The sequence below is a fragment of the Hymenobacter roseosalivarius DSM 11622 genome (genome assembly GCF_900176135.1).
Classification (GTDB): domain Bacteria; phylum Bacteroidota; class Bacteroidia; order Cytophagales; family Hymenobacteraceae; genus Hymenobacter; species Hymenobacter roseosalivarius.
In genome coordinates, this window is record NZ_FWWW01000067.1 from 25,364 (window position 1) to 41,038 (window position 15,675).

At 56.2% G+C, this 15,675-nt stretch carries 17 protein-coding genes; 7 read left to right on the forward strand and 10 right to left on the reverse strand.

All coding sequences use genetic code 11. From position 1 onward, the window contains the following. The first annotated feature begins 45 nt into the window (after positions 1 to 45). From mnmD to B9A24_RS10035, 5 genes are read left to right on the forward strand one after another with little or no spacing between them, the layout of a single operon-like run. On the forward strand, positions 46 to 729 hold the full coding sequence (mnmD, locus tag B9A24_RS10015) for a tRNA (5-methylaminomethyl-2-thiouridine)(34)-methyltransferase MnmC2 (RefSeq protein ID WP_084445193.1): 684 nt from the start codon (positions 46 to 48) through the stop codon (positions 727 to 729). Between the two features lie 50 nt (positions 730 to 779). Continuing rightward, complete coding sequence (locus tag B9A24_RS10020; RefSeq protein WP_084445195.1) at positions 780 to 1,232, forward strand: DUF6884 domain-containing protein; 453 nt, start codon at positions 780 to 782, stop codon at positions 1,230 to 1,232. Continuing rightward, positions 1,229 to 1,864, forward strand: a complete 636-nt coding sequence (locus B9A24_RS10025) for a GIY-YIG domain-containing protein (RefSeq protein WP_084445197.1) — start codon at positions 1,229 to 1,231, stop codon at positions 1,862 to 1,864. The genes B9A24_RS10020 and B9A24_RS10025 overlap by 4 nt, the downstream gene beginning before the upstream one ends. Positions 1,865 to 1,902: 38 nt before the next feature. Further along, on the forward strand, positions 1,903 to 3,105 hold the full coding sequence (locus B9A24_RS10030; protein WP_084445199.1) for a DUF2157 domain-containing protein: 1,203 nt from the start codon (positions 1,903 to 1,905) through the stop codon (positions 3,103 to 3,105). Between the two features lie 22 nt (positions 3,106 to 3,127). Next, positions 3,128 to 3,703, forward strand: a complete 576-nt coding sequence (locus tag B9A24_RS10035; RefSeq protein ID WP_159452019.1) for a GDYXXLXY domain-containing protein — start codon at positions 3,128 to 3,130, stop codon at positions 3,701 to 3,703. Here the strand turns inward: B9A24_RS10035 and B9A24_RS10040 are convergent. Continuing rightward, complete coding sequence (locus tag B9A24_RS10040) at positions 3,700 to 4,275, reverse strand: 5-formyltetrahydrofolate cyclo-ligase (RefSeq protein WP_084445203.1); 576 nt, start codon at positions 4,273 to 4,275, stop codon at positions 3,700 to 3,702. The two genes, B9A24_RS10035 and B9A24_RS10040, sit on opposite strands and share 4 nt — an antisense overlap. 62 nt (positions 4,276 to 4,337) lie before the next feature. After that, the gene (gene bshC / locus B9A24_RS10045) at positions 4,338 to 5,915 is read right to left on the reverse strand and encodes a bacillithiol biosynthesis cysteine-adding enzyme BshC (protein WP_084445205.1); all 1,578 of its coding nucleotides are present in this window, start codon (positions 5,913 to 5,915) and stop codon (positions 4,338 to 4,340) included. Positions 5,916 to 6,112: 197 nt separating this feature from the next. On the opposite strand from bshC, the gene B9A24_RS10050 reads away from it, so the two are divergent. Beyond that, on the forward strand, positions 6,113 to 7,291 hold the full coding sequence (locus B9A24_RS10050) for an acyltransferase family protein (RefSeq protein WP_084445207.1): 1,179 nt from the start codon (positions 6,113 to 6,115) through the stop codon (positions 7,289 to 7,291). A gap of 55 nt (positions 7,292 to 7,346) precedes the next feature. Here B9A24_RS10050 and rimO read toward each other — a convergent pair whose 3' ends face one another. The 8 genes from rimO to B9A24_RS22070 form a co-directional block, all read right to left on the reverse strand. Next, positions 7,347 to 8,663, reverse strand: a complete 1,317-nt coding sequence (gene rimO, locus B9A24_RS10055; RefSeq protein ID WP_084445209.1) for a 30S ribosomal protein S12 methylthiotransferase RimO — start codon at positions 8,661 to 8,663, stop codon at positions 7,347 to 7,349. A gap of 114 nt (positions 8,664 to 8,777) precedes the next feature. Further along, complete coding sequence (gene ftsY / locus B9A24_RS10060) at positions 8,778 to 9,755, reverse strand: signal recognition particle-docking protein FtsY (RefSeq protein WP_084445211.1); 978 nt, start codon at positions 9,753 to 9,755, stop codon at positions 8,778 to 8,780. A 191-nt stretch (positions 9,756 to 9,946) separates the two neighbouring features. Continuing rightward, the gene (locus B9A24_RS10065; protein WP_084445213.1) at positions 9,947 to 10,108 is read right to left on the reverse strand and encodes a DUF4295 domain-containing protein; all 162 of its coding nucleotides are present in this window, start codon (positions 10,106 to 10,108) and stop codon (positions 9,947 to 9,949) included. 8 nt (positions 10,109 to 10,116) lie between these two features. Beyond that, on the reverse strand, positions 10,117 to 10,299 hold the full coding sequence (gene rpmG, locus B9A24_RS10070) for a 50S ribosomal protein L33 (RefSeq protein WP_084445215.1): 183 nt from the start codon (positions 10,297 to 10,299) through the stop codon (positions 10,117 to 10,119). 216 nt (positions 10,300 to 10,515) lie between these two features. Further along, positions 10,516 to 11,316: a DUF5602 domain-containing protein gene (locus B9A24_RS10075; protein WP_084445217.1), complete on the reverse strand. Its 801-nt coding sequence runs from the start codon at positions 11,314 to 11,316 to the stop codon at positions 10,516 to 10,518. A 272-nt stretch (positions 11,317 to 11,588) separates the two neighbouring features. After that, positions 11,589 to 13,247 (reverse strand): aminopeptidase P family protein, encoded by a 1,659-nt coding sequence (locus B9A24_RS10080; protein ID WP_084445219.1) that lies wholly within the window; start codon positions 13,245 to 13,247, stop codon positions 11,589 to 11,591. A gap of 96 nt (positions 13,248 to 13,343) precedes the next feature. Further along, entirely contained in the window at positions 13,344 to 13,583 is a 240-nt protein-coding gene (gene rpmB, locus B9A24_RS10085; RefSeq protein WP_084445221.1) for a 50S ribosomal protein L28, read from the reverse strand. A 104-nt stretch (positions 13,584 to 13,687) separates the two neighbouring features. Further along, positions 13,688 to 13,861 carry a C1orf53 family protein gene (locus B9A24_RS22070; RefSeq protein WP_159452020.1) on the reverse strand — a complete coding sequence of 58 codons (174 nt, stop codon included), beginning with the start codon at positions 13,859 to 13,861 and terminating at the stop codon, positions 13,688 to 13,690. Between the two features lie 128 nt (positions 13,862 to 13,989). Here B9A24_RS22070 and B9A24_RS10090 point away from each other — a divergent pair, with 128 nt between their 5' ends. Continuing rightward, on the forward strand, positions 13,990 to 15,477 hold the full coding sequence (locus B9A24_RS10090; RefSeq protein WP_084445224.1) for a DUF6056 family protein: 1,488 nt from the start codon (positions 13,990 to 13,992) through the stop codon (positions 15,475 to 15,477). The last annotated feature ends 198 nt before the right edge of the window (positions 15,478 to 15,675 follow it).

Below are 15,675 nucleotides of genomic sequence, written 5' to 3' on the forward strand. Positions count from 1 at the left end.
GTTTTGTCATCTACTTTTCAACCCTAATCTCACCTCTCTGTACTTATGTCTGATTTAGAAGTTCGGATAACGCAGGACGGCTCCAGCACGCTGTACGTGCCGGCACTGGATGAGCACTACCACTCCACCCACGGGGCCGTGCGGGAGGCGCGGCATGTATATCTGGCGGCGGGCCTAGAGCTGGCGCTGGCGGCTTCCGGGGGGCAAATTCGGGTGCTGGAAATCGGTTTCGGCACTGGCCTGAACGCCCTCCTGACGTTGCAGCGCAGCCTGATTGCCCCCCAGCATATGCACTATGATACGCTGGAAAAACACCCCCTTCCGCCAAGCGTTATTACTGATTTAGGCGTGGAGCGCTACATCCTGAATCCTGAGCTGCAGGAGTTTCATTACCAGCTGCACGCCGCGCCCTGGACTGAAGCCGTGCGCATCACGCCCCGTTTCACCTTACGCAAGATTCACGCGGCCTTGCAGGACTTTCAGCTGCCGGCCACGCACTATCACGTTATCTACTTCGACGCCTTCGCCCCCGAAAAGCAGCCCGATATGTGGACCGACGCGGTTTTTAGCCAGCTATCCGCTGCTACGGCTCCGGGGGGCATTTTGGTGAGCTATTGCGCCAAAGGCAGCTTCCGGCGCAGCCTGAAAGCGGCGGGCTGGGCGGTAGAGAAAATTCCGGGGCCGCCCGGCAAGCGTGAGATGACGCGGGCCAGGAAGGGCAATGAGTGAATGGTAGAGATTATTAGCGTACTTGAACGTATAAATCAAATCATAGAATCATGAAAAAGACCATTGTATTAATTTCCTGCGCCTCTCAGAAGCTGAAGCACAAAGCAGAAGCTCAGGACTTGTACATAAGTCAAATTTTTAGGGCTAGCCTTGCGTATGCTAAAAGTTTGAATCCTGATAAAATTTTTATTCTCTCTGCTAAATATCATCTACTTAAACTAGATAATGTTATTGAGCACTACAATACAACACTAAGTAAAATCCCAGAAAATAAAAGGAAAGATGGTCTTATTGTCCTAAATTCAGATCAGAAGACAGAATGGGGAATACATGTTCTGAAGCAGTTATCTGAGCATACGAACTTAAGCAATGACGAATTCATATTTTTAGCTGGCCAAGAATACATTAAACCACTTAAAAATAGTATTGAAAATTTCAAAAATCCTCTAGAGGGCCTCAAGCCTGGACAAAGGTTAAAACACCTGAAAAACTGTTTAATATGAGAAACGTCGTCTTAGAGATGCATCAACTACTTAGTGAACGCGAAAGATTTTATTTTCCGTTTAAAAAAAATATAGACAGAATACCGAATAATGGAATATATTTTCTTTTCGAAAAAGGAGAAACATACAAAGAATTTGATAGAGTGGTTAGAGTAGGAACTCATAATGGCCCAAATCGGCTATCGACCCGTCTCAATCAACATTTCTTAATACCGAAGAAAAACGGAAGCATTTTTAGAAAAAATATTGGTAGGTGTTTTTTAAATAAGGAACAAAACCCTTATTTAAAATATTGGGAAATTGACACTACTTCGAGATTAAGTAGAAAAGTGAATGAGAATTTTATAGATAATATATTTGAAAAACAGTTAGAAGAAAGAATAAGTCATTATATCCAAAATAATTTTTCGTTTTGCGTACTTCAAATAAATAACAAGGATGAAAGGCTTTTTTGGGAAAGCAGAATGATTTCAACTTTAGCGAAGGCTAAAGATATAGAAGCATCTCAAGAATGGTTGGGGAGACATTCAACAAAAGAAAAAATAAGAGTAAGCGGTCTTTGGCAAGTGAACGAGCTTTATAAAGATTGTCTGACAGAGACAGAATTTGATCAAATTAAATATAGTTTTTAGGTATTACCCCTATCTCATAACCTTCACCCATTGCCCCTATGAGTCGCAAACTCCTTGAAACCGATGGGCCGGACTGGGTAAAGCGGGGAATCATCAGCTCCGAGCAGCATCGGCAGCTACTGGAGCTATACCCCGATGATGCGCAGGCCATTGGTTTGCTGCCACTGCTGGGCAGTTTGCTGGTGGGCCTGAGCGCGCTGAGTCTGGTAGCGGCCAACTGGCAGGGGTTACCGGAGTGGCTGCGGATTGGGCTGCTGCTGGGGGGCTTTTTGGGCGCTTATGCCAGCGGCGAGTTTTTTCTGCGGCGCGGCAACAGCTCCGTGGGCATGGGCTTGGTGGGGCTTGGCCTGATCTTGTTCGGCGCGGCCATTATCCTGACCGGGCAGATGTACCAGCTCATTGGCTACGATGTAACCGGGCTGGTGGCCTGGGCCGTAGCGGGCACGCTGCTCACGTATCTGTACCGCAGCCGCTTCTTGTTTGTGCTGACCGTGGTGATTGGCGGCGTGGTGCAGGGCTACACCACCGGCCAACTGGGCGCGTTCAGCTACGCGGCGGCGGTGCTCACGGCCGGCGGGTTGGGCTACTATTGGTGGCGACGACCCGATGTGGTGCTGGGCGGCGTGCTGGCCAGCGGGCTGCTCTGGCAGACGGGCTTGCTTATCGGGCATCTGCACGCCAAAATCACCTGGTTTTTTGTGCCGGCCATGCTCATTTACGCCGCCGGCGACTGGCAAACCGACCGGCCAGCCGGCCGCGCCCTGCAAGGTCCGCCCCTGATTACCGCCTTTCTGTTTATGCTGGGGCTGGCCCTTTATGGGGAGGTAGGCAGCTACGCGGGCATGTTGCGGCCGCCGCTGCTGGCGTATCTGGTGGCGCTGCTGCTGGTATTGGCTCTCTCCCTGACCGGCAAGCGGACCCGGGACCGAATGGGCAGCGCTACCGATTGGCTGCTGCTGCTGCCTGGCTTCTATCTGCCGGGCGGCCTGCCGCTGGCCGTGGCTTCGCTGGTGGTGCTGTACGCGTACTCCGGGGCCGTATTGTGGCGGGCGCAAGCCGAGCAGAACCCCGACCGCGTGACGCTGGGGACCATTTTATTTATCCTGACCACGATGGTTGCCTACTTCAAGCTGACCTGGGAATTCATGGATAAGTCGCTCTTCTTCCTCTGCGGCGGCGTGCTTTTGCTAGGATTGAGCTGGTACCTACGGCGGCGCAATGCCCGCGCCAGCAGCCGATAATTCACTTTACCAACTCCCGGCTATGTTCTCGCTTTTATCTGATCAGGTACCCCTAGCCCGGCGGCGGCGCTTGTTGATGCTGACGATCCTGGCGCAGGTGCTGTTTATCGTGGCCGTAGCGGCGGCGGGCTACGCTACCACGGCCTACGGGCGCACCATTAGGCTGCGCACCACGCCCATCGATCCGCGCGACCTGCTCTACGGCGATTATGTCATTCTAAATTATACCATCAGTCAGCTACCTGCCTCTTTATGGCGGGAGCCCGGCCCGCGCCCGCGTCGTGGCGACCCCGTGTACGTCGTACTTCGGCCGGCCGGCGAGGCGTACGAAGCGGTGCGGGTGTACGCTAAAAAACCCGACGTGCCCGCCGACCAGGTAGTGCTGCGCGGCTGGGTAGCCGACGGGTGGCGGCGCACGCTGCGCATTCGCTACAACCTGGAGCGCTATTACGTGCCCGAAGGCACCGGCCGGGAGCTGGAGCGCCGCGGGGCTCGCAAGCCCCTGCTTGTCAATATTAGTATTGCTCCCTGGGGTCAGGCCCGCATTACAGGGGTAAAAACAATTGTTTCAGACAGCTTGGCTACACCGCGTCGCTAATTAAACTGCCATATTCGTTCCGGGGTGACACAAGCCGTCAGCGCCTGGTCGTTGGGGTCTATATCCGTAATCTGAGCAATGGGTGGCTCAAGCGACAGCCCAATACGCTGCGCATCCGGGCGACACTGCTGTAGAAAACGGTCGTAGAAGCCTTTGCCGTACCCTACCCGGTTGCCGGCCAGGTCGCAGGCCAACAGCGGGACAAGCACCGCATCGAAGGCTGTGGGGGGCATTTCTGCAGCATCTACCGGCTCCGGTATTCCCCAGTGATTGGCAACCAGCGGCGTCTGGGGTGTAAGGTGGTAGTGGCGCAGGGTTTTGCCATCATTCTGCACCACGGGCACGGCCAGCTGCACTAGCGGAAACTCAGCCCAGATTCGTTGAATGATAAGCCAGGTATCGGGCTCGTGCTGCTGCGCGATGGGCAGAAATACGTGCAGCCAACGCCACCCCGCCACGGGAAAACCGCTGAAAAACTGCTGACTGAGCAAGGTGCTCCGCCGCTCTACTTCTGCCGCAGACAGCGCCCGGCGGCGAGCTAAGAATGTGCGTCGAATCTCGGCTTTTAGCATAAATAAACAAGCAAAAAGCTACCCAGGCCCATTCAAACACAACTGGTTTCCTGATTCGAGGCTTACTTTTCCTCCAGCACCGTAAACTCCAGCGCCAGCGGATCGAAGGCGTCGAGAAGCTGCTGGATAAACGCGGGGTTGTTGATGAGAATGCTCAGCACGTTGTCTGCGCGCTCCTGCAGGTCGCCGTTAGGGAAAAGCTTGTCTTTGAGAGCGGTAAGCTGATTATACACCGTCTCGTGCTTGTTTTCGGCGGCTTTGCTCAGGCGCTTTTCCAGGTTGCCGAGGCCGGCGGCAGCCTTTTGCGCTTCGGCGGCCACGGTCTTTACCAGCGTAGGGTCGAGGCGCTGCGCGAGGTCGGTTATTTCCTTAAAAATGCCCCCCAGCGCCTCCTGCTGCACTGTCAGACTCACTTCTTCCTGGCCCAATTTGCCCCCCACCTGCTTTTTCAGCTCCGGCAAGGGCTGGAATAAGTCGGCGGCCGTCAGCCCCAGCTTGCGCAGCTTGCCGGCGTTGGGCTTGCTCACGTACAGGCCCGAATTGCGCAGCAAAAGCACTGGGAACGGCACCTTATTATCGGCAAACACCTGCCGGAGTTGAAACCAATAAGCCACTTCCGCGCCGCCGCTGATGTAGCACAGGTTGGGCAGCAGCAGCTCCTGATACAGCGGCCGTAGCACCACATTAGGGCTGAAGCACTCGGGCTGCTCACGGGCTAGGGCCAGCAGCTCGTCGGGATGGTAGCGCCGGTCGGTATTGCGCACTACCAGCTCGTCGCCGTCGGGCTCGATGCGCTCCCGCCGGCCTTCGTCGGTCAGAAAAAACAGGTTGAGTGGGCGAGCGTACACCTGGGGCTTGTAGCCGGCGGCCGTGAGCTGCTCGTTGGTGGCCTGCACTGCCCTAAACGACGCCTGCGCTCTGATTTCCTGCTCCAACACGGGTACCAGGGCCTGCTTGAGCGCGGGCGCGTCGGCATCCAGACACAGCAGGCCCGTGTCGCCAAATAGCTCCGTCACGAGCTGGCGGGTGGCGGCGGCCAGCGTGGGAGCCGTCTGGTACGCTCCGGCAAAAGCGGCCGGCACGTCGGCCGACAGCTGGCTAAGCACCTGATCCTTCAGGCCGTCGAGTGGCATCCGGCCGACGGGGCCGCCTACGTTGTCGCTCTCCCAGGCGTAGCGCTTGCCAAACAGGGTGAAGTGGTTTATTTCGGCGAAGTCGTGGTCTTCAGTAGCCATCCAGTACAAGGGCACAAAGTCGTGCTGCGGGTACGCTTGCTTTAGCTGCCGGCTGAGCTTGATGGTGGTTATGATCTTGTAAATAAAATACAGCGGCCCGGTGAATAAGTTGAGCTGATGGCCCGTGGTGACGGTGAACGTAGTAGGCTGGGCCAGCAAATCAAGGCTGGTGGCCACGGTGGGGGGCAAATCTGCCCCCCGGTACTGCTCCCGTACGCTGGCCACCAGCCGGGCGCGGCTGTCAGCGGAGTAGCTGGCTTGCTTTTCCTCCATTTGCCCCCCAAAAGCCTCTAAAGAGGGAAATCGGTGGTAAAAAGGCTGTAGCGCCGCGTGCTGGGCCAAATAATCGGTAACTAACGCGGAAAAAGCACCGGTGGCGACGTAAGGAAGGGTGGTCACATGCATGGTTGAAGTCCTGATAAGCTGGTTTAACCAGCGAAGCCCGACAAAGTAACGGGCTATTTCCGGAGTTGCCCGGGCCAACCACCCGAATTCGGTTACCAGCGCCTCGAAACGTCAGCCATTTATTCGTACAAGTATATCAACGCTGTATTCGACCTTCAGTAAATTAGCCTCGTCTTTAGCCCATTTTGTCTCGCTGCATGGCTCCACGTCCTTACTTTCCCAACCTCGACGGCTTACGGACGGTGGCGTGCCTGGCCGTTTTCCTTCTGCACAGCTTCATCAACCTGCCCAGCCCGGAGGTGCAGTCGACGGCAGCCTACCGCTACGGTCTGAATGCGCTGAGTACGGGCCATGTGGGGGTCAATTTCTTCTTCGTGCTGTCCGGCTTTCTCATCACCTATCTGCTTCTGGATGAGGAAAACAACTGGGGCCGCTACAATATCCCGGCATTTTATCGTCGCCGCATTGTGCGCATCTGGCCTTTGTATTACGCCTGTGTAGCCTTTGGCTTTCTGGTGATGCCCTGGATAAAAATCAGGAGTGGGCAGGACTGGAACGAGGTTGCCAGCCCGCTTTACTACCTCACCTTTCTGGCTAATATGGCGCTGTTTCACGATGGCGGCGATGCTACGGCCTTCAATCTGAGTGTGCTGTGGTCGGTGGCCATTGAGGAACAGTTTTACCTGTTCTGGCCCCTACTCCTGCTGCTATTTCGCCGCGCCCGGCCGGCGCTATTTTTCCTGCTTATCGCCTCATCCCTGGCCTTCCGCTACCTGTACCGCCTGGACGGCGACGTGCTTTACCAGCACACCTTTTCCGTTCTCTCCGACCTGGTTATGGGTGGAGGCGCGGCCTGGCTGGCTTTCCACCGGCCGGGTTTTCGGGCCTGGGTGAGCAGCTGGTCCCGGCTGGCTATCGTGGTGGGCTACCTGGTAGGAATAGCTCTCATTCTGGCCCAGGAGCACGTACTGACCGGGCCTGTGCTGCTGACCGGGCGCCGGGTAGTGTTGGGCTTATTCTTCGTGTTTGTAGTTCTGGAGCAGAACTATGCCACGGAATCTTTCTATAAGATGAGCCGCAACCGTTTCCTCACGTATTGGGGCACCTATACGTATGGCTTCTATTGCCTCCACCCTATTGGCCTGCAAATAGCGCTGATAGCGGTGCGCCGCTTCTGGCCCGGCCCCGAGGATCTGGGCTTCGTACTGGTTTACTCTTTGCTCGCGCTGCTGATCAGCGCCGCCATGGCCTGGGTAAGCTACCATTACTTCGAAACGCCTTTCCTGCGCCTGAAAGGCCGGTCGCGCACCGCCACGCCCATCCCATCAGCCGCCAAGCCTATCCTGGCACCAGCTTCGGTGGCAGGCGAAAAGTAGCTAAGAGCTTTTACTGATGCCGGGGGGCTTTTTATTCGCGGTTTAGCGGGCCAGTTTAACGCACCAGCGTGCCATATAAATCAAAGTCCGAAGCGTCGTGAATGAGCACCGGCGCGAAGTCGCCTAGGCGTACGTGCGTATCGGGGGTGGCGGCTACCAGTACTTCGTTGTCTACTTCGGGCGAATCAAACTCGGTGCGGCCCACGAAGTAGCCGCTTTCCTTGCGGTCAAACAGCACCTTGTAGGTCTGGCCAACTTTCTGTTCGTTCAGCTCCATCGAAATGCCCTGCTGCAACTCCATGATCTGGTCGGCGCGCTCCTGCTTCAGCTCGGCGGGCACGTCGTCGGCCAGGGAGTGAGAGTGGGTATTTTCCTCGTGCGAATAGGTGAAAATGCCCAGGCGGTCGAAGCGCGTACGCTCCACGAAGTCGTACAGCTCGTCAAAATCCTGCTCGGTTTCGCCGGGGTGGCCGGCAATAAGTGTAGTGCGCAGGGCGATATCCGGCACGCGCTGACGCATCGTATCTACCAGTTCTATTGTGCGGCGCTTACTAATACCCCGCCGCATCGTTTTCAGCATGTTATCCGAAATATGCTGCAAGGGCATATCCAGGTACTTGCAAATATTCGAGCGCTCGGCCATTACATCCAGCGCATCCAGCGGAAATTGCGACGGATACGCGTACTGTAGCCGAATCCATTCGATGCCGTTTACGTCGGACAGGTTGCGGAGCAGATCAGCCAATTTCCGCTCGCCGTAGGCTTGCAGACCGTAGTAGGTCAGGTCCTGGGCAATGAGAATCAGCTCCTTGGTGCCCATGGAAGCCAGGCGCTTCGCCTCGCGTACCAGGTCTTCCAGGGGCCGGTCTACGTGCTTACCACGCATGAGCGGAATGGCGCAGAACGAGCAGGGCCGGTTGCAGCCCTCGGCAATCTTGAAGTAAGCGTAGTGCGAAGGCGTCGTGATCAGGCGCTCGCCCACCAGCTCGTGCTTGTAGTCGGCCTCCAGCGTCTTGAGCAGCTGGGGCAGCTCCAGGGTGCCGAAATAGGCATCGACCTGCGGAATCTCTACTTCCAAATCGGCCTTGTAGCGCTGCGACAGGCAGCCGGTCACGTAGAGCTTCTCCAGGCGGCCAGCCTCCTTCTCGTCGGCGTAGCGCAGAATGGTGTCGATGCTTTCCTGCTTGGCGTTATCAATAAAGCCGCAGGTATTGATAATCACGATGTTGGCGTCGTTGGTCGTCGCCTCGTGGGTTACGTCGAACTGATTGGCCCGGAGCTGCCCCATGAGTACCTCCGAGTCGACCACGTTCTTGGAGCAGCCCAGCGTGATAACGTTTACTTTATTGGCCCCCTGACTTCTGACTTTCATGTAGATGCTGTAGCGCGAACTTTTAGTTTGCGTATCGTTGAACGGTGCGCGTAGGTGGGATAGTTCAGGCGGCGCGGACAAAACGCGAACTAAGAGTGCGCGCTACACCATGCCTTACTTCTTGGAAAATAGCGACTTGACGAAGGTATGCCGGTCGAACAGCTGTAAATCGGTCATCTTCTCGCCCACGCCGATGTAGCGCACCGGAATATTAAACTGGTCGGAGATGCCGATAACCACGCCACCCTTGGCCGTGCCGTCGAGCTTGGTGATGGCCAGGGCCGATACCTCGGTGGCGCGGGTAAACTCTTTGGCCTGCAGAAAAGCGTTCTGGCCCGTGCTGCCATCCAACACCAGCAACACTTCGTGAGGGGCATCAGGGATTACCTTCTGCATCACGCGCTTGATCTTGGTTAGCTCGTTCATCAGGTTGATCTTGTTGTGCAGGCGGCCGGCCGTGTCGATAATTACCACGTCAGCTTGCATCTCAAGGCCCTTCTTGACCGCGTCGTAGGCCACGGAGGCCGGGTCGGTGTTCATGCCGTGCGAGATGACGGGTACGCCCACGCGCTGCCCCCACACGATGAGCTGATCGACGGCGGCGGCGCGGAAGGTATCGGCGGCTCCGAGCACCACTTTTTTGCCGGCCGCGTGGAAGCGGTGGGCCAGCTTGCCGATGGTCGTGGTTTTGCCCACGCCGTTCACGCCCACCACCATCACCACGAATGGCCCGGCGTAGGCGCCCGTATCGGGGCGGTCGAGAATGGCACTGCCGGTGTTGTTTTCGGCGAGCAGCTCGGCAATTTCCTCGCGTAGGATGCGGTCCAGCTCGCCGGTGCTCACGAACTTGTCGCGGGCCACGCGCTCCTCGATGCGCTTGATCACCTTCACGGTCGTGTCGATGCCCACGTCGGCGTGAACCAGCACGCCTTCCAGATCGTCGAGCACTTCCTCATCTACCTTGCTTTTGCCGACGACGGCCTTGCTGAGCTGATCGAAGAAGCTGGCCTTGGACTTTTCCAGCCCTTTGTCCAGCGACTCCTGCTGCTCCGTGCTTTCCTTATCTTTTTTGAAAAAATCAAAAAGTCCCATGAGTGAGGAAGTAGGGGCGCGTCGCACGCGCCCGGCGTTGAACGATAATTACCGCATGGCTACCGTTTCAAAATCGTTCAACGGGTGGTTCAACGACGGGCGCGTGCGACGCGCCCCTACATACAACGCAAAAAAGTCCCACTGCCGGCGGGACTTCTTCACTTACTTCGGGTACGCCACGCGGCGCAGAGTTATTTGACCCCGGAGGCCAGATACTCCTGCACTTTGTCTACGAGCACCATTTCCTCGCGGAAGGTGTAAGCACCCGTCTTGGGCGACTTGACGGCGCGAATGACTTTAGCCCAGTCTTTTCCGCCCGCTACTTTTAGGGTTGCTACTACTTTCTTAGCCATTGCTCAGCTTACTTAATTTCCTTGTGAACGGTCATCTTCCGAAGTACGGAATTGAATTTCTTCAATTCAATGCGCTCAGGGGTGTTCTTACGATTCTTCGTAGTGATGTAGCGCGAGGTGCCTGGCTGGCCCGAGTTTTTGTGCTCAGTACACTCCAGGATTACCTGCACCCGGTTTCCTTTCTTAGCCATCTCGACTGGGGTTTTTGGATTAAGGACTGCAAAGGTACGAGCCTTTGCGGAATTACCAAACAGTCAGCAAGATTCTTCTTTCGAACCAGACATAGAGTCAGAACGCGCCGTAAGTATTGGTTGGCCCCACATAAGAAAAGCCTGTGGTCTAGCTAGAAAGATATTCTTCCCGGTTAAGCTACAGGCTTTTACGAAACTCGTTAGGTAGCCTACGCCTCAGCGCAGCACCATATCATGCAGCATAACGGTATATTCTCGTGACATGGCATTATAGCCAATAGTATACTTAGTGGGGTAGTATAAGCCGGTCCGGGCAAACGCCTGGGGCTGGGGCAGAGCAAATGTCTGGGTTGTTTTGCCTTGCAGATACGCCAGCGTAATCATAGGCTCCTGAAAGATAACATTGCCATTATAGGAGCCATAAATAAGCGTCTGGGTAAAGGCCTGCCCATTAAACTCCCGGCTGGTAGGATCAACCCAATGCTTGCCCATCATCGGCACTACGCCGGGAGGACCGATATAATTGGCGGGCAGGTATCTACTGTCGGGGTTTATTTCTCCTTTAGGGTCATTTAGCATAATCTGCTGACGCTCAGCCAACGATATCATATAGAAATGTATATCGAAGTGAGGGGTATCATAGATCAGGGCGGGCTCGTGACCGTGGGAGTTCCAATCGAAGGAAAGATGATTGAAGGGTAGTCGGGCAGTCGTGGCCGGCAGGTTTAGTACATACCAGGCAGGCGGGTTGGTATCCTCGGGCGGTAAGCCGGTCAGGGCTGCTTCGCTCAAGCGCATCCCAATCTCCGTGGGCTTGCCAAAGGCATCTACCGTCACAAAGCTCCGGGCCGCCCCATTGCCGATTGATACGGTATTGCCATACGTGGTGACAGGCCGGAGAATGTTCTGAATACTGTCGTCGTTGTCGCAGGCGGTAAGAGTCAAGCTGCCTAAAACGCACACAGCCAGCCAGGGCCGCACCAGATGGCGCAGCCTATTAAAGCGATTTTTAATCATGCTAGTACCGGAAAATAAAGTAACACCAGTGTATTCGGTGGGAGCAGCCAGACTCCAAACCAGCCCTGCTCTTGCTGATTTGTATAGGTACGCCCGGCCTGTGCGCGGTAGGTCGGGACTCCGGCGTCGGGAGTCTTGCTGTTTGTATAGCCAGCACTCAGCTCAGGAAGCCTAAGTATTAATTAATGCAATTAAATATAAGTTAAAGATAAACCCCACGCAAGCTCGGCAATGGTTTGCGTGGGGTTTTGTGTTTGTTACCAGCGCTGGTTTTATTTTAGAACAGGCAGCTCAAACTTATCCAGCGCGCTGGGCTTGGCCATCAGGGCTTCAATGTCGGCTACGGTACGGGGGGCATCTTTGGAAAGATTCTCCCACCCTTTGTCCGTTATCAATACGTCATCTTCGATGCGGACGCCGATATTCCACCACTTTTTGTCGCAGGGGCTGTCGGCGGGAATATAAATGCCGGGCTCGACGGTGATGACATTACCGGCGCGTAGCGGGCCGTAGGTACCTCGATCGTGCACGTCGAGGCCCAGGTAGTGAGAAGTACCGTGGGGGAAATAGCGGCGGGTTTCCTTCGCGTCCTTGATAATGCCGAGCTTGAGCAAACCGTCGGCAATGACTTTCTGGGCGGCTTCGCCGGGGGCGGCAAAGGCGTTGCCGGGCTTGCATTGCTCGAAGCCAGCCTGTTGGGCGGCCAGCACCAGCTCATATATCTGTCGCTGCTCGGTGGTGAACTTGCCGTTGGCGGGAATGGTGCGGGTCACGTCGGCGGTGTAGCCGTGGTACTCGGCACCGCAATCCATCAGTGTCAGCTCGTTGCCGAGGCGGGGCTTGTCGTTCACGGTGTAGTGGAGCACGCAGGCGTTGTTGCCGGCCCCGACGATGCTGGGGTAGCCCTCAAACTCAGCCCCGTACTTTTTATACACAAACTCGTGCAGGCCCTGCACCTCCATCTCGGTCATATTGGGCTTCATAGCCTTCATGACCTCCTGCTGACCCACAGCCGAAATCTGAATGGCCCGGCGCAGGTGCTTCATCTCCTCCGACGTTTTCACTTCCCGCATTTCATCCAGCAAAGCCGATAAAGCCGAGCCGTCGAAGCGCGAGGTGGGCAGGGCAGACACCGCCTGCTTGCGGGCGTCGTCGGTGGTGGCTTTCAGATAGGCTTGCAGGTAACGGTCGGAAGCGAGCTGGGGCTGCTCCTGGGTGAGGTTGGTCAGGTAAGGCGTCAGATTAGCGGCGGCCGGCGTGCCGACATACTTGCGGATTAGCGCGTAGGCCTCGTTGCGGCTAGGATTGTAGTCAGCCGGGAAATTTGCCCCCTGACGAAAGGTTTGGATTAAGCTGTACACGTCGCCGGGGTTGGCAGCATCGTCGCGGGCGTCCTGAGGCTGATCTAGGAACAGGACTTGCTCGAAGCTGCTCCAAGGCAGCTTGGCGGCGGCAAATTCCTTATTGTCGGCTACGTATTGCAGCTTGAGCTGCTGCTTGGTACCCTCGGTACCGAGGCGGCGGCCCGTCCACTGTTCGGCTTTGGAGTCGCGGGGCTGCACGTAGAGGGCTTCCGTCACGCCACTTTGCCCCCCAACGGTCTGCGGCTCCTTGAACAAGAGGAGCACCGCGTCGGGCTCGTCGTAGCCAGTGAGGTAGAAGAGGTCGGGGTTCTGGTGGTACTGAAAGTCCACGTCGTTGGCCCGGTTGCGGACGGGGGCCGCAAACAAAACGGCAACGGAGCGAGCTGGCAGCTTTTGTCGCAGCAGCTCTCTCCGTTGCCGGTGAAAGGCGGGGTCCATAAAATCGGCTGGGCGGTCGGGGCCAGTGGCGCGCTGGGCGCTCACCTCTGGAGCAAAACTCGCCAGCAGCGTCGCTACGCAAGCGACACGGACCAGCCGGGGGGCATTTTTCAGCAATAGAAGGAGCATAACGTAGGAAAGACCGCAGATAGCGCCCAAACGTTGCGCTTGGGCCGGGCGGTTCGCCCGGCGCGTCTTTCGGCTCCTAAAACTGCCGAAAAAACTTTAGTAAACGATGAAGCCTTTTTCCTTGGCCTTCTTCAAGGTGGCCATGATGCCATTCTTGTTGATGGTGCGGATAGTGCTGGTCGCTACTTTCAGCGTAACCCAGGAATCTTCCTCGGGAATATAGAAGCGCTTCTTCTGCAGGTTGGGGTAAAACTTGCGCTTCGTCTTGTTGTTGGCGTGCGACACGTTGTTGCCTACGCGGGTACGCTTGCCGGTTAGATCACAAACTCGGGCCATAATATCAGGAACTTAGAGGTTTCAATACTGGAAAAAGGGACGCAAATATCGGTAAAAGTCCGACACCGACAAACTGGCTCGCTGAAAAATAGCTGGTTAGCTGCTTATAGAGCCGCTGGGGGGCTTTTTTTCTCTTTCCCAAAACTCCAGGGGCAGTGCCGACAGCTATTTTTGCAGCAGTAGCCGCGCCGCCGGTGGTACTGCTCCGTGAAGACCAGATAGCCTTCGGGAGTGTAATAGAAGTCGCCGGGCTGGAGGGGTTGAGGAACTGCGGGCATGAGCTAATGACTGGCTGGGGGGCAAAAGTACGACGGTTCGCTTGTTGTATCTTGCCCACTTCGCAGGCAGCTGGTTAGTACCGTGCTGTTGCCTGCACAGCCTTTTTTTGCACTACCTGAGCCTCTTTATGGCCCTTACCTCCCGGATGTCTTCACGTCTGCCTTACCTGGCCCTTGTGCTGCTGACCGGGGCGGCAGTAGCTCCTTTCCTGCTGCTGAGCTACTACAATCATCCGTTTATGGATGATTATTACAATGCCGCCAACGTGCGCACGACCGGCCTTTGGGCTCAGCAGATCGAACTATATCTGCGTTGGACCGGCCGCTTTTCTTCCTCTTTGCTCGTTACGGCCGCCAACCCTATTATCTACGGCTGGTACGAGGGATTTCGCTGGACTCCGGCTCTTACCCTGTTGGCCACGCTGGGCACGCTGTATCTGGGTCTGCGCACCCTTAGTCAACAACGACTGCCGCGCGCGCAGGCGGCCCTGGCGGCAGCTATTTTTCTGCTGTTTTACCTGCACATGATTCCTGAGCCGTACTCGGCTATTTATTGGTTTACAGGCTCAATTGTCTATCATGTGGCCGGCCTGGCTTTACTGCTCGTGTTTATTGCCTCGGAGCGGGCGCGGTGGGCCACGCAAACCTGGCAGCGCCGCAGGTGGCAGGCAGGAGCGGCCATCTGCGCCGTCATGGCAGCAGCGGCCAATGAGATGACGCTCCTGCATCTGCTGCTGGGGTTGGCGCTGGTGCTGGGAGTGAAGGGCTACCGCCGCCAATGGCCGCAGATGCGTTGGTGGAGCACTCTGCTGCTGCTGACGCTGGTGGTGGCCGTAGTTACGGTTGTGGCGCCCGGCAACTACGTCCGCATGCAGTTTGAAGGGTACGCCAAAGAGCAGGGCAGGGCTAACCTGGTGCGCCAAGTGCTTACGGCTGTGCCGGGCGTGCCCGGTGCTATGGCTCGGCTGCTGGTGCGGCGCGGCCTGGCCCTCAAGCTTGTACTGCCTACACTGCTCTGGCTGCCCACGATTTTACACTGGCAGCGCCGGGGATGGCTGGGCACCAGTATTCGGCTACCGTGGGCCTGGGGGGCTTTTTTTATGCTGGCCAGCTACGCGCTCAGTATGCTTCTGTTCCTTGGGGTGATGAGGCAAATGCCCCCCGATCGGGCCATCAATGGCTTACTGCTGTTTCTGTTTCCAACTGCCCTACTGGTTATCTGGGCGGCGCTGGCGCAGCGTCCGGCTGCTGTTGCCTGGCAGCTGCCGGCCTGGCTCTGGCGCTGGGGACCAGTGGTTTACGTGGGCGTATTTAGCCTACTAGGCATACCACGCCGGGCCTGGCAGGAGCTACTGCTCAGCGCGCCAGCCTACGACCAGCAGCTGCTAGCCCGCGAAGCGCAATTGCGGGCGGCTTGGTCGCAAGGTGTTGAGCATGTAGTGGTAAAGCCCATTCTGGGCGTCAAGCCGTATCGGGTGCTGATTACGGAGTGGGAGCTGACCACCGAGCCCGGCCACTATATCAACTCCGAAACGGCCCTGTACTTCGATGTTAAAAGCATCGTCATCGACAAGCAGCTAATCCCGCAGGCCAATCCGGGCTTTCATTACTATTAGTAAGGGTGGAGGATTATTAACTATTAGGAAGTGCAAAATTATATATTCAAGTACAATACTATATTTATACATCCTTTACTCCCTTATATTATTCTTTTTCTAAGATGCTTCACTTTTCTCTTTGGTATCGTTTTATTGGGGTGTACATTATCTGGCGGTGGTATAAAGCGAGGTGATAGGCTTAATCAGTCAGGTTTG

Coding starts and splice junctions, on each gene's coding strand:
- bshC (WP_084445205.1), bottom strand. CDS start 5,915: ATGCATGTGACCACCCTTCCTTACGTCGCCACCGGTGCTTTTTCCGCG.
- B9A24_RS22070 (WP_159452020.1), bottom strand. CDS start 13,861: ATGCCCGCAGTTCCTCAACCCCTCCAGCCCGGCGACTTCTATTACACT.
- B9A24_RS10030 (WP_084445199.1), top strand. CDS start 1,903: ATGAGTCGCAAACTCCTTGAAACCGATGGGCCGGACTGGGTAAAGCGG.
- B9A24_RS10025 (WP_084445197.1), top strand. CDS start 1,229: ATGAGAAACGTCGTCTTAGAGATGCATCAACTACTTAGTGAACGCGAA.
- B9A24_RS10075 (WP_084445217.1), bottom strand. CDS start 11,316: ATGATTAAAAATCGCTTTAATAGGCTGCGCCATCTGGTGCGGCCCTGG.
- mnmD (WP_084445193.1), top strand. CDS start 46: ATGTCTGATTTAGAAGTTCGGATAACGCAGGACGGCTCCAGCACGCTG.
- B9A24_RS10040 (WP_084445203.1), bottom strand. CDS start 4,275: ATGCTAAAAGCCGAGATTCGACGCACATTCTTAGCTCGCCGCCGGGCG.
- B9A24_RS10080 (WP_084445219.1), bottom strand. CDS start 13,247: ATGCTCCTTCTATTGCTGAAAAATGCCCCCCGGCTGGTCCGTGTCGCT.
- B9A24_RS10065 (WP_084445213.1), bottom strand. CDS start 10,108: ATGGCTAAGAAAGTAGTAGCAACCCTAAAAGTAGCGGGCGGAAAAGAC.
- B9A24_RS10020 (WP_084445195.1), top strand. CDS start 780: ATGAAAAAGACCATTGTATTAATTTCCTGCGCCTCTCAGAAGCTGAAG.
- rimO (WP_084445209.1), bottom strand. CDS start 8,663: ATGAAAGTCAGAAGTCAGGGGGCCAATAAAGTAAACGTTATCACGCTG.
- B9A24_RS10050 (WP_084445207.1), top strand. CDS start 6,113: ATGGCTCCACGTCCTTACTTTCCCAACCTCGACGGCTTACGGACGGTG.
- rpmB (WP_084445221.1), bottom strand. CDS start 13,583: ATGGCCCGAGTTTGTGATCTAACCGGCAAGCGTACCCGCGTAGGCAAC.
- rpmG (WP_084445215.1), bottom strand. CDS start 10,299: ATGGCTAAGAAAGGAAACCGGGTGCAGGTAATCCTGGAGTGTACTGAG.
- ftsY (WP_084445211.1), bottom strand. CDS start 9,755: ATGGGACTTTTTGATTTTTTCAAAAAAGATAAGGAAAGCACGGAGCAG.
- B9A24_RS10090 (WP_084445224.1), top strand. CDS start 13,990: ATGGCCCTTACCTCCCGGATGTCTTCACGTCTGCCTTACCTGGCCCTT.
- B9A24_RS10035 (WP_159452019.1), top strand. CDS start 3,128: ATGTTCTCGCTTTTATCTGATCAGGTACCCCTAGCCCGGCGGCGGCGC.